We start from the raw sequence: 15,861 nt of genomic DNA, 5'->3' as shown, positions 1-15,861 counted from the left end.
ATCGGATCTCTCCACCCGGGGTCACGTCGCATCGAAGTAGTATCGCGCACGCCCCGGGAGCGCGCGGCTCGGGGTCGAACCGCCTGACCCGGACGTGACCGCCCCGAATCACGAGCATCGTTGACATCCCCGGCCGACTCACCCGTGCTTGTCGGCACGGACCGCCCACCCGGTCGGCCCGACCCGGGCGGCCCCGCCCGCCGGGTCGAGCGCGAAGTCCGTGTTGCAGCGCGGGCGCCGGCTCGGGTACGCCTGCACGACCGGCGCCGCCTCGGTCTCCCCACCCGCGTGGACTGGTTGGAGCACTTCGGACCGGTTACCGTCAGGAGGCGACCCGCGGCGTTCCGGTTACGCGGGCGGCGAGCGACGGCCTGCAACCATCGACACCACCGCCAGGATCAGAAACACCACGAGGAGGACCTTCCCGATCCACGCCGCCTCGCCCGCGATCCCGCCGAATCCGAACAGGGCGGCGATCAAGGCGACGATGAAGTACCCGATAGCCCAGCGGACCATTGCGACACCTGGTGGCGAGCAGCGAAGCGTGCTCGGTGCCATGTGTACTGCAACTGTCGAACCGCAAATCACCTCCCGACACGTCGGGGCCAATAATAAAGCCCCGGCCGGCCGTCGTGGCCTGCCGGGGCGTAGTGCGGTCGCACTCGACCAGTCCTACTTCGCCTTGTCTTCCTTCTCCTCTTCCACCGCGTCGGCGGCCGCGACCGCGTCGATCACGTCCTTGGCCTCCTGCGGGCCACCGGCCAGCCGGGCCAGCCGCCGTACGGCGGCGACCAGGGCGTGGTGGACGTCGTAATTCGCGGCGGCCTGACTGAGCTTCGCCGGGTCGTATTTTCGCGCCACAAGCGTCTCCGCGGGGGTAAGAGGGACATGGTGTTATACGAGGGCACGCCGGCGTTCGACGCGAACCTTGGGGCGGCTTCGCACGCCGGCCGGACCGCCGGATTCGTCTGGTAACCGGCGGCGTGGAGCGATTCGTGCCGGCACACGTACACTGCCGCGATCCGGCCAACGGTCGCAAGCGGCCCTCTGGGTGTGTCGGGGGAGCGCATGAAACTTCGTGTGATTTGGGATGTCGTGCGGGAGGCGGGTGAGGCGTGGCTGGACGACCGTGCCCCGCGGATCGCCGCCGCCCTGGCGTTCTTCAGCGCCCTATCCATCGCGCCCCTCCTGGTCATCGCCCTCGCCATGGCCGGGGCCGCCTACGGCGACCGGGCGCGGGGCGAGGTGGCCGCCAAGCTCACCGGGCTCGTCGGGGAGGAAGCAGCGGCGGCGGTCGGGGAGATCGTCGCGAACGCCCGCTGGCCGGAGGCCGGGGTCGTCGCCATCGTGGTCAGCCTGGTCACGCTGGTGGTCGGGGCGACGGGCGTGTTCGTCGAGCTCCAGGAAGCGTTGAACGACGTGTGGGGGGTCCGGCCGAAGCCCGGCCGGCCGGTCCGGACGTTCGTCCTCGCCCGGGTGGCGTCGCTCGGCATGGGCGTCGCGATCGGGATCCTGCTGCTCGCCTCGCTGGTCCTGACGACGGCGACCGAGGCCGCGGGCCGCTACGCCGCGGGCACCGTACCCGGCGCCGAGCTGGCCGTCCGGGGCGCGAACCTGGTGACGCTGTTCGGGTTCGAGGCCGCCCTGTTCGCCATGCTCTTCAAATTCCTTCCGCACACCAAGCTGCACTGGCGGGACGTCGGGGTCGGCGCCCTCCTGACCGCGGTCCTGTTCACCGTCGGGAAGGTGCTGATCGGGGTGTACCTCAGGCACACGGTGGCGCTGTCGGCGTTCGGGGCGGCGGGCTCGCTGATGGCCTTCCTGGTCTGGCTCTACTACTCGGCGTTGGTGTTCGTGTTCGGGGCCGAGGTGACGAAGGTGACGGCGCGGCGAGGGGGCCGGGCGATCCTCCCGACTCGTAACGCAGAGGCGGTGAAGGGTTGACGGGATTCCGTCTCTCCGGCTCCTCATCCGACACCACAGTTCCGACACAGTGCTCCCGGTCGGGGTCGTTCCTGGGTCGGGGCGGCTGCTCCGGCCGGCGCCCCGCCCGAGGGCACCCCGTGGCCGATCACTTCTCTCCGCTCCATCCGGCCGAGATGACCACTGCCGAGCGGGTCCGCGACATCTTCGGCCGCTACCACCGGCACGGGTCGCTCCTCCCGGCGGTGAAGGAGCTGGCGCGCCGGGAATGGGTCGCGAAGCGATGGGTGGACTAGACGGGCCGCGTGACGGGTGGGACGCCGTTCGCCCGCTCGGCGCTGTACCAGTTGCTGACGAATCCGCGGTACGCCGGGCGGGACGTGGTGCAGACGTCAGCCCACGAACACGCCGCCGGTGAAGCCGGGGAACGCGTCGAACGACGCCACCGCGTCGGGGGTGCCGCTCGGTGCCAGTGCCGCCCCCAGGTACGCCGTCACGCGGCTGCCGGCGCCGGCGCCCGCACCGGTGATGATGTCGGCCCGCGCGTCGGCGTCGAGCGCCCGCGCCGCGACGCGGACGCCGCCGCGGTTGTTCACGTCGCCGGCGAAGAAGTTCGCCAGAACCGCCGCCCCGTCGGTGCTGCCGGCGCGCAGGTCGGCGCCGCTCTTCACCAGCACGCGCGGGCCGCCGCCGGGGCCGCCGCCGCCGATCAGGTCGGCGAACCCGTCGCCGTTCACGTCGCCGACGGCCAGGTACGCGCCGTTGCGGAGCGCCTGCTCGAACAGGAAGAAGTCGTTGAACAGCTTCGTACGGGCCGTGGCGAGCGTCCGGCCGTCGTACCCGGCCACGCGCGGGCCGCCGCCGAACCCGGCGCTCACCAGCAGGTCGGCGAACCCGTCGCCTGTCACGTCGCCCACGGCCGCGCGGGCGCCGCCGCGGAAGTTGGCGTCGTCGATGCCGAGGAAGTCGGCCAGCGAGCCGAACCCGCTCCCGTCGAAGACGCGGACGCGCGGCCCGCCGTTCTCGTCGGGCGTGACGACGAGCTCGGCCCGGCCGTCGCCGGTGATGTCGCCGGCGGCCACGAACACGCCGCCGGTGAACGTCTCGAACGGGTAGATGCGGAACAACTCGGCCCCGGTCACGCCGTCGAGCACGAGCACCAGCGCGACCACGCCGGGGCCGGTGCCGACGGCCAGGTCGGCGACGCCGTCGCCGGTGAAGTCGGCCCCGGCGACGCGGACGCCGCCGGCGAACCCGGCCCCGAACGGGGTGGTGTTCGACGCCTCGGAGCGGTCCGCGTTGAACGTCCGCGCCGCGGTCGCGCCGCCGACGGCGAACCCGCCGCCGGCCAGCCCGAACCGCACGGCCTCAATGTTTGTGTAGCTGAGGTTCCCGACGGTACCGCTCGGCGTCGGCGCGCCGCCGGGCGGGGTCATCACGCCGGCGACGAACAACGTGTCGCCCGGCGCAGCAGTCGGGTCGCCGCCGTCAACGCTGACGAGGCTGTCGGCGTCGGGCAGCACGGTAAACGTGTCGGGGGCGGCGCCGCCGCGGAGGAACGTGCCGCCGGCCTGGAGCCCCGTGGCCGTCGGGGCGTAGGCGGTGTCCATCGCGGCCATCGTGATGGCGTCCGCGGCCGCGCCGCCGTTCACGACCGCCGCCACCGTGGGGTTGCCGAACCGCGTCGGCGTCAGGGTCGGCCCGGCGAGGAGCGACCGGCCCGCCTCGGCGGCGCCGAACGGGTCGCCGGCCCCGCCGTCGTCGGCGAGTTGCACGCCGGGGTTGGGCGTCGCCGGCAGGTTGAAGATGACCGTCCCCGGGCTGCCGTCGAGCCGCACGCCTTCGAGGTTGCTGAAGTCCACGGGTGTGACGCCGGTGGTGGGCTGCACGGTGCCGCGGCCGCGGGCGGCGTGCGTCACCGTGGCGGTGCCGCCGGTCGGCGCCCCGAGGTTCAGCAGGTCGGTGTCGTCGCCGCCGCGGATCAGCAGCGCCAGCCCGGCGGGGACGACGCCGCCGATCACGTCGAACCGGTCGTTCCCCTCGCCCCCGTCGAAGGCGAGCGTCGGCGTGCCCCCGACGCCGCTCGACGCGACGAGGACGAACTGGTCGTCGCCGAGGCCGCCGAACAGCGACACGGCGGTGGTGACGGTGTTGCTGGCGTAGGAGAACGTGTCGCCGCCGCTGCCGCCGAGGACGTCCAGCCGCGTCAGCTCGCGCACGTCGTAGGTGATGGTGCCGGCGAACAGCCCGGCGACGGTACCGGTGAAGTTGAAACTCGACACGTTCACCGCGTCGGCGGTCGCGTCCGCGGTGTCGTCGGCGATGACGGTCACGGTGCCGCCGTCGGCGTCCACGAACACGTTCTCCAGCACCTGATTGAGGCCGGCGGCGGCGCTGCCGACGCGGACGACGTTCGCCCCGCCGTTCGTCTCGACCGCCAGCGTGTGCCGCGACGACAGGACGTTGAACGTGTCGGCGCCACTGCCGAGGAGGACGGTGATGCCGAACTCCAGGGTGCCGACGTTGACGACACTCAGCCCCGGGGCGGTGATGGTGTCGGCGGTGTACTCGTAGGTGCGGCCGGCGGTTTCGAGGCTGTCGTTGATCTGGAGGCTGTCGCTGCCGGCGCCGCCGGCCGAGAGGAAGAACGTGGCGAGGAGGCTCGAGGCCGACCGGGTGCCGTCGCCGATCCGCAGCGCGTCGTCGCCGCCGCCGAGGGTGGTGATCTCGACCCGCGACGCGGCGGCCGCGGGCAGCGACTGCGTGTCGGGGACGCTCGTGTCCCAGTCCAGGGCGCTGGCCACGCCGGGGTCGCCCGTCCGGTTGTGCGACAGGGCGCCGCCGAAGGCGCTGATGACGAGCGTGTCGGCGGCGCCGTCGCCGACGAGGGTGGCGGTTGTGCCGGCGGCGTTCAGCGAGAACGTGAACGCCGGCGTGTCGCGGGCTTCGAGGCGCTGCACGGCCGGGCGGAAGAGGGTGGCGGACATGCGGCCGGCTCCGGGGGTGGCGGGCGAGGGGGTCTCGCGTCACCCTTCCGTGCGCCGCCACGGGCCGCGGCACGTCACCGGCGCGGGATTTTTCCCGCGGCGTCGCGGACGCGCGTCGCGTCGAGGTGGCCGGGCACGGCGGCCAGCACCGCCGCCGCGTCGGCCGCCGCGGCATCGAACTGCCGCAACTGCAGAGCGGCGCGGGCGCGGTACAGGCGGGCGTCGAGCCGCGTCGGGTCGAGCCCGAGCGCCACGCCGGCGTGCAGCAGGCTCTCGGCGGGCGTCTTCGACGTGGCCGCCAGCCGGGCCCGCGCCCCCACGTCGAGCCAGTTCGCCTCCGCGGCCTTCACCGCCTCCGCCCACGGCCGGCCGAGCCGGTCCACGCCGACGAACTCGACCCGCCACCCGGCCGCGGCCGGCCCCTCCGCGGGGATCGGCGGCGTGTCCCAGTCCAGGCCCAGTTCCGAGAGCCCGCGGCGGAGCCGTCGCACGTCCCACGTCACGACGCCGCTCGTCTCCAGGTCGGTGACGTAGAGCCGGCCGCCGTCGGCGGAGAAGGCGCGGGGCTGAAACTTTCCCAGCCCCGGCAGCGGCAGTCGCGCCAGCTCGGCGCCGTCGGCCGGCCGCACCAGCCGCACCTCGCCGTGGCCGCCGACCGCGAGGATGTCGCCGCCGGGGGTGAAGGCCCAGCCCACCGCCGACGCCGCGCCCGGCAGCGCCGGCCCGTCCGCCCACGTGCCGACGTGCCACACGCGGAGCCCGCCGCCGCCGGTGACGAGCCACCGGCCGCACGGGCTGAACCCGACCGGGCACAGCCCCGGCACGGGGAACGAGTACACCGGCGCCCCCGTCCGCGCGTCCCACACGCGGGCGCCGCTGCTCGTCGGGCTCTCGCCGCTGCCGGTCGCCACCCACCGGCCGTAGGGGCTGACGGCGCACGTCCGCACGAACTCCTGCGGCCCGGTCGGGGCCACGAGCCACGGCGCGGCGGTGTGCAGCACCACCGCCCCGGCGGAGTGGTTCGGCACGGCCACCACGCGGCCGTCGGCGCTGGCCCCGTGTGTCTCGGCGCCGCCGGACACGGGTGGCCCCAGCCACTCGGGCGGGCCGAACCGCGTCACCCGCGCCGCCGCGTCGTCGGCCCGCGGCCACCGGTGCGGGCCGTCCGTGCCGGACGTGAGGAGCAGACTTTGGCTCAGGAGGAACGGCCGGTGACCGGACTTCAGCCGGCCGCGTTCCTCGCCCGTGTCCGGGGCCAGCGCCGCGGTGCCGCGGTCGCCGGACACGAGGACGAACCGGCCGAGCGGGTCGGGCGTCGGGTCGTGGCCGGCGGCCGGCGGCCGGCCGAGCGCCTGCCGCTCGCGGCCCGGCTCGCACCGCACCACGCGCAGCGTCGACGGCGTGGCCCCGTGGACGAACAGGCGGTCGCCGGCGGCGGTCATGCGGTCGTGGTCGGGCCACGCCGCCGGCAGGGTGAGCAGCTGCCGCCCGCCGCGCCAGTCCCACACGCGTAGCAGGCCGAGCCAGTCGTTGCTGAACAGCCGGTCGCCGGCCGCGTCGAACGCCACCCGCCCGCCGTCGGCCCGGTGCCCGTCGAGGACGCCGAGCGCGCGGCCGCCGGGCACCTCGAGCAGGCGGACGCGCCGGCCGGTGAACACGGCCACGACGCGGCCGCCGGGGTGCCACGCCACGCTCTCCGCGGCCCCGGTCAGCGGCAGCGTCTCGGCGTAGTCGGCGCCGTCCGCCGCGCGGACGTGCAGCACCGCCGGCCCCGTCGGGGCACAGCCGACGGCGACGAGCCGGCCGTCGGCCGACAGCGCCGACCCGCCGTGCGCCCGGCCCGGCAGCGGCCACGACCACACCTCACCCGTCGCCCGGTCCCAGCTGCGCAGCGTCGCCCCGGCGACGAACACGAGCCGGCCGCCGTCCGGGCTGAAGTGCGGCGCCCGCGCCGGGTCCATGCCCGCGGCGAACAGCGGCTTCGGCGTCGCGCCGTCGAGGTGGAACACGCGGCCGGCGCCGCCGCTGTCCACGACGGCGAGCGACCGGCCGTCGTCGCTCAGCGTAACCCGCACCGGCTTCCCGCCGCCGGGCAGCGCGCACACTTCGACATCGTCGGCGACGCGGCGCACGCTCACGGCGCCGGACTGGTCGGCGCGGGCGTACCGCTCCAGCTTCGCGTCGGCGGCGACGTGCCGCGTGCCGGGCGGGTAGCCGTCCCACTCGCGCTCGACTTCCAAGTCGGGCAGCCCGAGCACGGCCACGGCCACGTCGCGGAAGGCGGCCCGGTCGGCGTCGGTGAGGCCGAGCTCCCGCGCCGCGCCGAGCGCCTCCCGCAGCAGCGCCAGGCTCGCGGTCCGCTGGCCGGGCAGGCCGCCCTGCGCGGTCGCGTCGGCGCGGCTCAGCTGCGCCTGCCACAGCTGCCGGCGCGTGTCCTTGCGGGCGGATTCGGAATCGTTCAGCGCGTCGCGCAGCCGGACGGCGAACGCCGACGCGCCGACGGCCACGGTCAGCAGCAGCACGGCGACGACGGCCAGCAGACCGGCGACGGCCGGGTTCCGCCGCGCCCACCGGCGCCCGCGCTCGACCCGCCCCACCGGCCGCGCCGCGACCGGCTCGCCGGCGAGGACGCGCTCCACGTCGCGGGCCAGGTCGGCGGCGGTGTCGTACCGGCGGGCGCGGTCCTTCTCCAGCGCCTTCATCACCACCGCGTCGAGGTCGCCGCGCAGCTCCGGCCGCAGCCGGCCCGGCGGCGGCGGGTCGTCCTCGCGCACGGCCCTCAGCAACTCCAGCAGCCCGGCGGCGCCCGGCCCCGCGGCGCGGATCGGCGGCACGCCCGTCAGCAGCTCGTAGAGCAGCACGCCGAGGGCGTACACGTCGGCCCGGGTGTCCACGTCGAGGGCGCCGCCGGCCTGCTCGGGGGCCATGTACTCGGGCGTGCCGACGAGCACCCCGCGGCCGGTGCGGACGCCGTCGCCGGCGTCGAGCCCGGCCGGCTTGGCGATGCCGAAGTCGATCACCTTCGGGGCCGGCGCCCCGTCCACCTCGGCGACGAGCACGTTCGCCGGCTTCAGGTCGCGGTGGATGACGCCCTTCTGGTGCGCGTGCTGTACCGCCCGGCAGACGGGCACGAACAGCGCGAGCCGCCGGCGGACCGCGAGCCGCCGGGCGTCGCAGTACGCGGTGACGGGCTCGCCGGCGACCAGCTCCATCGCCAGGTACGGCAGCCCGTCGGCGACGCCGGCGTCGAACACGCGGGCGATGTGCGGGTGGTCCATGACGGCGAGCGCCTGCCGCTCCAGCTCGAAGCGGGCGAGCAGCGCCGCGGGGTCGAGGCCGGGGCGGATCACCTTCAGCGCGACGGGCCGACGGACGGGGGCGGTCTGGTCCGCGGCCCACACCTCGCCCATGCCGCCGGCGCCGAGGCGGCGCACGAGCCGGTAGCGGACCGCGAACGTCCCGCCGGCCACGAGCGGGCGCACGGGTCGAACTGCGGCGTCGAGGATGCCGGCACCGGAGTCGGCGGCGAGGAGGCGCTCGACGCGCGCCCGCAGGGCGGCGTCGGTGCCGCAGGCGTCGGCGAGGAAGGCGGCGCGGTCGGCCGGCGTCGGCCGGTCGAGGGCGGCCAGGAACAACGAGGCCTCGTCCATTACACACACATGCGCCGCCGGCGGCCGCGGCACGTCACGCGCCGGCCGAGTTTTCGTCGTCGGCCATCGCCGCGTGCAGCCACGCCCGGGCGTACCGCCAGCCGCGGTCCGCGGTCGACGGCGACACCCCCAGGCACTCGGCGGCCTGCGGCAGGGTCAGCCCGGCGAAGAACCGCAGTTCCACCAGCTTCGCCCGCTCCGGGTCCACGGCCGCGAACCGGTCGAGCGCGTCGTGCAGCGCCAGCAGGTCGTCGTCGGACCCGCCGGCGGCGAGGGCGTCGAGGTCGGCGTACTCGCGGCGACGGTCGCCGCCGCGCTTCTCCCGGCCGCGGGCGCGGGCCGCTTCGACCAGGATGCGGCGCATGGCGGTGGCGGCGGCGCCAAAGAAGTGGCGGCGGTTGGCGAACGTGTGCCCCTCGTCCACGGCCAGCCGCAGGAACGCCTCGTGAACCAGGGCGGTGGGGTCGAGCGTGTGGCCCGGTTGCTCGCGGGCCACCTGCGCGGCGGCGAGGGTCCGCAGCTCGGCGTACACGGCCGCCCACAGCCGGTTGCCGGCCCCGTCCTCCCCGGCCGCGACGGCATCCAACAGGCGGGTCACGTCGGCCATGTGTTCAGGATACTTGACCGGTGGGCCACCGCAACGGGTCGCCCCGCCCACCGGGCGACCCCGGCGAGCACTACCGCGCGGCGAGTCCAAGTAATTCGTCACCCCCTGTCTTCATTCGGGCCGGACTCTGCCCGACCCCGCGCCCGCCTCTTCACGAAACCGCTACCAGACATTTCACGTTTCTTCATGCCACCCCCGTAACTCACCCCCGACTCGCCATGTTCCCTGCCTTCTCACCCCGGACCCGCCGCATGAGCCGCCCGCCCGCCCGCCTCCGGTTCGAGCCGCTGGAAGACCGCGCCGTACCGGCCGTCGCCTTCAGCCGCGTGTTCAGCTACGACGTGGGCGGCAGCGCCGCCGCCGAGATCAGTGCCTTCGACCCCGGCTCCGACCGGCTGTTCGTCCTCAACGCCGAGGCGGGTGCGACACGGGTCGAGATTCTCAGCCTTGCCACTCCGGCGACGCCGGTCGACGTCGGCGACCTCACCGCCGCCCTGATCACCGACGCCCCCGGGTTCACGGCCGGCATCCCGAACAGCGTGGCGACGAGCAACGGGCTCGTCGCGGTGGCGTTCGAGGCGGCCGTCCGGCAAGACCCGGGTCGCGTCGCGTTCTTCACCGCCGCCACCGGCGCGTTCGTCGCCTCGTACCCGGTCGGCGCCGTACCCGACATGGTCACGTTCACCCCGGACGGGTTGCGGCTGGTCGTCGCCAACGAGGGCGAACCGAACAACTACACGTCGGCGGCCAACAACGACCCCGAGGGCTCGGTCACGATCGTCACCCTCCCCGCCGCCGGGACTGCCGCCGGCGCGACGGTAACGACGGCCGGGTTCACGTCGTTCAACGGCCAGGAGGCGGCGCTGCGGGCGCAGGGGATCCGCCTGTTCGGCCCGTTCGCCACCGTCGCCGAAGACCTCGAGCCCGAGTACATCGCCGTCTCGCCCGACTCGACGACCGCGTACGTCACGCTCCAGGAGAACAACGCCGTCGCGGTCGTGAACCTGGCAACGGCTACGGTCACGCAGCTCCGCCCGCTCGGCCTGAAGGACTACAGCCAGAACATCGCCACCGTTCGGAACTACGACTTCGACCCGGCCGACCTGCCGACCGTCGGCACCACCGCCCCGTCGGCGACGTTCCCGGCGGGCCAGGCGATCAAGCTCGGCGGGTTCTCGGGCCTGTTCTTCGAGGGGACCGACCCGGTCAGCGGCAACCTGAAGTTCATCACCCACACCGACCGTGGGCCGAACGGCGAACCGGTCGACCTGATCCCCGGCACCCCAGGGAACGAGCGGCCGTTCGCGCTGCCGACCTTCCAGCCGCGGCTCGTCCGCTTCGAGCTGAACCGCACGACGGGCGCCATCACGCTGACGGGTCAAATCCTGCTGACGAAGGCTGACGGCTCGCCACTGACCGGCCTGCCGAACCTCCAGGCGGGCGCCCAGGCCACGCCGTACACCGACGAAATCCCGATCGACCTGTTCGGCAACCAGCTCCCGAACGACGCCCTCGGCGCCGACCTCGAAGGGGTCGTGGTCGCCGCGGACGGCTCGTTCTGGATGGTGGACGAGTACCGCCCGGCGATCTACCACTTCGACGCCACCGGGAAGCTGATCGAGCGGTTCGTGCCGCAGGGGACCGCCGCCGCGGTCGGGCAGCCGGCGGGCACGTTCGGCACCGAGGCACTGCCGGCCGTGCTCGGCCAGTTCCGCCGCGCCAACCGCGGGTTCGAGGCGGTCGCGTTCGACCCGGCGGTGAACAAGCTCTACGCCTTCGTGCAGACCACGCTCGACAACCCGGACACCAGCAACGCCGGCGTGCGGAACAACGGCAACGTCCGCGTCGTCGAGTTCGACGTGGGCACGAAGGCGGTGACGGCCGAGTACGTGTACGTGATGCGCGACACGACCGCCGCCGGGACCGCGAAGACGGACAAGATCGGCGACGCGGTGTCGCTCGGCGGCGGCAAGTTTATGGTCCTCGAGCGCGACGACCGCACTGGCGCTGACTCGAACAAGCTCGTCTACGAGATCGACCTCGCCGGCGCCACGAACATCACCACCCTGCCGAACCCGCTGACCGCCCCGGCCGCGGTCGCCGGCCAGACGATCGAGCAGCTCAACGCGACGGAGCTGGCCGCGGCCGGCATCGTGCCGGTGAAGAAGACGCTGACGGTGAACGCCGCGGCCGTCGGGTACACCGGCGTCAGCAAGCCGGAGGGGCTGGCCCGCATCGACGCGACCACGTTCGCGCTGCTCAACGACAACGACTTCGGCGTCCTCGCCCAGGCCATCGCCGGCGACGGCACCATCCCGCTGAACCCGAACCCGGAGCCGATCCGCCTCGGGCTGCTGTCGTTCGCCACCAGCAACGGCCTCGACGCCAGCGACCGCGACCTCGGTCCGGCGTTCACCGCCGGGCGCGTCAACATCCAGAAGCAGCCGGTGTTCGGCATGTACATGCCGGACGCCATCGCCACGTACACGGTCGGCGGGAAGACGTACTACGTCACCGCGAACGAGGGCGACGCCCGCGACTACACCGGGTTCGCCGAGGAGGTCCGCGTCGGCGCCGGCGCGTACGTGCTCGACCCGGCGGCGTTCCCGACCGCCGCGACGCTGAAGCTAAACCAGAACCTCGGCCGCCTCACCGTCACGACCGCGAGCGGCAACACCGACGGCGACGCCGAGTTCGAGCAGATCCACACCTTCGGCGCCCGGTCGTTCTCGGTGTGGGACGCGGCCACCGGCGCCCGCGTGTCCGATAGCGGGGACGCCCTGGAGCGACTCACCGCGCTGCTCGGCCCGGCGCGGTTCAACGCGGAAGGCACCCCCGCCACGTTCGACACCCGCAGCGACAACAAGGGGCCGGAGCCCGAGGCCGTGGCGGTCGGCGTCATCGACGGCCGCACGTACGCCTTCATCGGCCTGGAGCGGTTCGGCGGCGTCGCGGTGTTCGACGTGACCGACCCGGTCGCGCCGCGGTTCACCGACTACCTCGACACCCCCGGCGACCTGGCGCCCGAGGGGCTGTTCTTCCTGTCGGCCGCCGACAGCCCGACCGGCCGGGCCGCGGTGGTCGTGTCGAACGAGGTGAGCGGCACGGTCACGATGTACGACGCCGCCCCCGGCGCGTTCACGCTGCAGCTGCTCCACGCCTCCGACCTCGAACCGGGCATCGCCGCCGGCGACGACGCGCCGCGGTTCGCCGCCGTGGTGGACTATTTGGAGCGCGACCTGTTTACCGCCGGCGACCCGCGGAAGCAGGCGTTTGCCGGCAGCGTGCTGCTGTCGTCCGGCGACAACTTCATCGCCGGCCCGTTCTACGCGGCGAGCGGCGACCCGAGCTTGAACACGGTGCTGAACTCGAACCCGACCGGCACCAACGGCGACGTGGCGAGCCCCGGCCGGGCCGGCGTCGAGATCATGAACCGGATCGGGTTCGACGCCTCGGCGCTCGGCAACCACGAGTTCGACCAGGGGCAGCGCGAGCTGCGGAACGTCATCCAGCCGCAGGCCGGGCAGACCGGCGGCGCGAACGCCCCCGCCCCGGCCCGGCAGTGGCGCGGGGCCACGTTCCCGTATCTGTCGGCGAACCTGACCTTCACCGGCACCGACCTGAGCGGGTCGATCGCCCCCGCCGGCGTGAGCACCACCGGCCTCGCCGCCGGCCGCATCGCCCCGAGCGCCATCATCGACGCCGACGGCGACGGCCCCGGCACCGAGTTCGTCGGCGTCATCGGCATCACCACGCCGCTGCTCGCCAGCATCTCGTCGCCGGGGAACGTCGGCGTCAGCCCGACCGGTGTCACCGGGAGCCTGACCCCGGCGCAGCTCCAGCAGCTCGCCGGCATCGTGCAGGCGCAGGTGACGATCCTCGAAGGGCTCGGCATCGACAAGATCGTCCTCCTGTCGCACCTCCAGCAGTTCTCGGAGGAACAGGCGCTGGCCGGGCTGCTGAGCGGCGTGGACGTCATCATCGCCGGCGGGTCCGACACGCGCCTCGCTGACAACACCGACGTCCTCCGCGCCGGCGACGCGGCGGAAGGGCCGTACCCCGTCACCGCGACGGGCGCCGACGGCAACCCGCTGTTGCTCGTCAGCACCGACGGCAACTTCTCCTACGTCGGCCGGCTCGTGCTGACGTTCGACGCGAACGGCGTGATCCAGACGAACGCGCTGAGTGCCGACGTGAACGGCGCGTACGCCGCCGACCAGGCGGGCGTCGAGCGGCTGTACGGACCCGGCGCCGTGGCCGAGGTGGTGAGCACGAAGGCGGCGGCGGTGAAGCAGGTGACGGACGCCATCGACGCCGTCATCACGCTGAAGGACAGCACGCTGTTCGGCCGGTCCGACGTGTACCTGAACGGCCTCCGCGCCGAGGTCCGGACCGAGGAGACGAACCTCGGCAACCTGTCCGCCGACGCCAACCTCCTCGCCGCGCAGCAGTTCGACACCAGCGCCGTGCCGACGACCGTGTCGATCAAGAACGGCGGCGGCATCCGCGACTCGGTCGGCACCGTGGACAGCACGACCGGCGTGCGCGGCCCGACCGCGGCCAACCCGGACGCCGGAAAACTCGCCGGTCAGGTGTCGGACCTCGACATCGAGAACGCCCTGCGGTTCAACAACACGCTTTCGGTGGTCACCGTCACCGCCGCGCAGGTGAAGGTGCTGCTCGAGCACGCCGTCGCCGCGACCGGCCCGGGACAGACGCCCGGCCAGTTCGCGCAGGTCGGCGGCATCCGGTTCAGCTTCGACACCGCCGGCACGGCCCAGGTCATCGCCGGGAACGCCGGCACGGGACTGGCCACCGTCACCCCCGGCACCCGGGTGCGGAACGCCGCGGTCGTGGACGCCGCCGGGAACGTCGTCGACGTGCTGGTGCAGGACGGCGCCGTGGTCGGCGACCCGGCGCGGCTCGTCCGCGTCGTCACCCTCAGCTTCCTGGTGGAGGACGGCGACAACGACGGCCGCGGCGGCGACAACTACCCGTTCCCGACGTTCCGCACCCAGAACACCCCCGCCGTGTTCGACCGGGTAGACCTGTCCGAGGGCGGCGCCCCGCTCGGCGAGCAGCGCGCCGCCGAACTGTTCTTCCAGCAGAACTTCCCGGCCGGCGGCCCGGCCTACGCCGAGGCGGACACGCCGGTCGCCCGCGACACCCGCATCCAGAGCCTCGCCGCCCGCGCCGACACGGTGCTGCTCGGACTCGTCGTTCCGGCCCCGGTCACGACGGCCGAGGACACGCCGGCGACGAACCTGGGCGTCGCCCCGACGGCCGAGAGCGGCACGGGCGTGACGCACGTGCAGGTGACGAACGTGGTCGGCGGGGTGCTCGGCCTCGACGGCGACATCCTCGTTCCGGCGGGCGCGGTCATTACGATCGAGCAGGCGGCCGCGCTGCGGTTCGTCCCGGCGGCGGACTTCACCGGCACGGCATCGTTCCAGGTGCAGGCCGCGACCGCGGCTGACCCCGCGGCACTCGCCGGCGTCGTGCAGACGGTCACGATCACGGTGACGCCGGTGAACGACGCGCCGGCCGCCGCGGCCGACGCCTACCCGGTCGCCCCCGGGTCGCGGCTGACGGTCGGGTCGCCGGGCGTGCTGTCGAACGACACCGACGCGGAGGGGACGGCGCTGACGGCGGAACTCGTCGCCGCGATGCCGGCCGCGCAAGGGGCGGTGGCGCTCAGCCCGAACGGGTCGTTCGTGTTCACGCCGGCGGCCGGGTTCGCCGGCACCACGTCGTTCACCTACCGCGTGTCCGACGGGGTCGCGGTCTCGGCCCCGGCCACGGTTACCCTGACGGTCGCCGCGCCGGCCGACCCGGTTCCGGCGCTCATCGACCCGACCACCGGCGCGCCGCCGGCGGGGTTCGTGGCGTTCCCCGGGGCGAACGTCCCGGTCGGCACCGCGCTCGGCGACGTGACCGGCGACGGCACGGCCGACCTGGTGGCGGGTGCCGGCGTCGGCGGCGGACCGGTCGTGAAGGTGTTCGACGGGGCGACGGGGGCCGAGGCGCGGGCCTTCTTCGCCTACGACCCGTCGGTCCGCGGCGGGCTCACCGTCGCCGTCGGCGACGTGACCGGCGACGGCGTGGCCGACATCGTGACGGGCACCGGCCCGGGCGGGGCGCCGCACGTGAAGGTGTTCGACGGCCGGACCGGCGCCGAACTCGCCAGCTTCTTCGCGTTCGACCAGGAGTTCCGCGGCGGGGTGAGCGTGGCGATTGCCGACGTGAACGCCGACGGCAAGCTCGACGTGATCGCCGGCGCCGGGTTCGGCGGGGCGCCGCACGTGAAGGTCTTCGACGGCGCCGGCGGGGCCGAGTTCGCCAGCTTCTTCGCCTTCGACCCGGCGTTCCGCGGCGGGGTGCTGGTCGCGGCCGGCGACGTGGACGGCGACGGGGCGGTGGAGGTGGTGGCGGTGGCCGGCGACGCCGGCGCCCCGCACGTCCGCACGTTCGACGCGACCGGCCGCGAGGAGCGGAGCTTCTTCGCGTTCGACCCGGCGCTCCGCATCCGGCTGACGGTCGCCGCGGCGGACGTGGACGGCGACGGCATCGACGACATCGTGGTCGGCCCGGAGGCGGGCGCGACGCCGACCCCGCGGGCGTTCGACGGGGCGACCGGCGACCCGCTCGACCTCACGCTCGCGGCGATCCCGGTCGATTGACGATTCCTGTCCGG

At 74.3% G+C, this 15,861-nt stretch carries 9 protein-coding genes; 3 read left to right on the top strand and 6 right to left on the bottom strand.

Annotated features, from left to right (window positions below):
* Positions 1-138: 138 nt before the first annotated feature.
* From ETAA1_RS31610 to ETAA1_RS07100, 3 genes are all read right to left on the bottom strand, one after another.
* Positions 139-306, bottom strand: coding sequence for a hypothetical protein (locus ETAA1_RS31610; RefSeq protein WP_202920719.1), 168 nt, complete (start codon positions 304-306; stop codon positions 139-141).
* 42 nt (positions 307-348) lie between these two features.
* Entirely contained in the window at positions 349-516 is a 168-nt protein-coding gene (locus ETAA1_RS07105; RefSeq protein ID WP_145235613.1) for a DUF1328 domain-containing protein, read from the bottom strand.
* A gap of 156 nt (positions 517-672) precedes the next feature.
* The gene (locus ETAA1_RS07100; protein ID WP_145235610.1) at positions 673-861 is read right to left on the bottom strand and encodes a hypothetical protein; all 189 of its coding nucleotides are present in this window, start codon (positions 859-861) and stop codon (positions 673-675) included.
* Positions 862-1,068: 207 nt separating this feature from the next.
* Between ETAA1_RS07100 and ETAA1_RS07095 the strand changes: the two genes are divergently transcribed.
* Both ETAA1_RS07095 and ETAA1_RS31605 read left to right on the top strand, forming a co-directional pair.
* Positions 1,069-1,944 (top strand): YihY/virulence factor BrkB family protein, encoded by an 876-nt coding sequence (locus ETAA1_RS07095; protein WP_145235607.1) that lies wholly within the window; start codon positions 1,069-1,071, stop codon positions 1,942-1,944.
* Between the two features lie 119 nt (positions 1,945-2,063).
* Positions 2,064-2,219 carry a hypothetical protein gene (locus tag ETAA1_RS31605; protein WP_202920718.1) on the top strand — a complete coding sequence of 52 codons (156 nt, stop codon included), beginning with the start codon at positions 2,064-2,066 and terminating at the stop codon, positions 2,217-2,219.
* Positions 2,220-2,315: 96 nt separating this feature from the next.
* Here ETAA1_RS31605 and ETAA1_RS07090 read toward each other — a convergent pair whose 3' ends face one another.
* The 3 genes from ETAA1_RS07090 to ETAA1_RS07080 all read right to left on the bottom strand — a co-directional run bounded on the left by ETAA1_RS07090 (position 2,316) and on the right by ETAA1_RS07080 (position 9,167).
* The gene (locus ETAA1_RS07090; RefSeq protein WP_145235603.1) at positions 2,316-4,910 is read right to left on the bottom strand and encodes a beta strand repeat-containing protein; all 2,595 of its coding nucleotides are present in this window, start codon (positions 4,908-4,910) and stop codon (positions 2,316-2,318) included.
* 74 nt (positions 4,911-4,984) lie between these two features.
* The gene (locus tag ETAA1_RS07085) at positions 4,985-8,545 is read right to left on the bottom strand and encodes a WD40 repeat domain-containing serine/threonine protein kinase (RefSeq protein WP_202920717.1); all 3,561 of its coding nucleotides are present in this window, start codon (positions 8,543-8,545) and stop codon (positions 4,985-4,987) included.
* A gap of 49 nt (positions 8,546-8,594) precedes the next feature.
* Positions 8,595-9,167, bottom strand: coding sequence for an ECF-type sigma factor (locus ETAA1_RS07080; RefSeq protein ID WP_145235597.1), 573 nt, complete (start codon positions 9,165-9,167; stop codon positions 8,595-8,597).
* Between the two features lie 251 nt (positions 9,168-9,418).
* Here ETAA1_RS07080 and ETAA1_RS07075 point away from each other — a divergent pair, with 251 nt between their 5' ends.
* On the top strand, positions 9,419-15,847 hold the full coding sequence (locus ETAA1_RS07075) for a choice-of-anchor I domain-containing protein (protein WP_202920716.1): 6,429 nt from the start codon (positions 9,419-9,421) through the stop codon (positions 15,845-15,847).
* The last annotated feature ends 14 nt before the right edge of the window (positions 15,848-15,861 follow it).

This window comes from Urbifossiella limnaea (assembly GCF_007747215.1).
Taxonomy (GTDB): Bacteria; Planctomycetota; Planctomycetia; order Gemmatales; family Gemmataceae; genus Urbifossiella; species Urbifossiella limnaea.
Note: the sequence above shows the minus strand (reverse complement) of the source record. Positions and strands in the feature narration are given on the sequence as shown.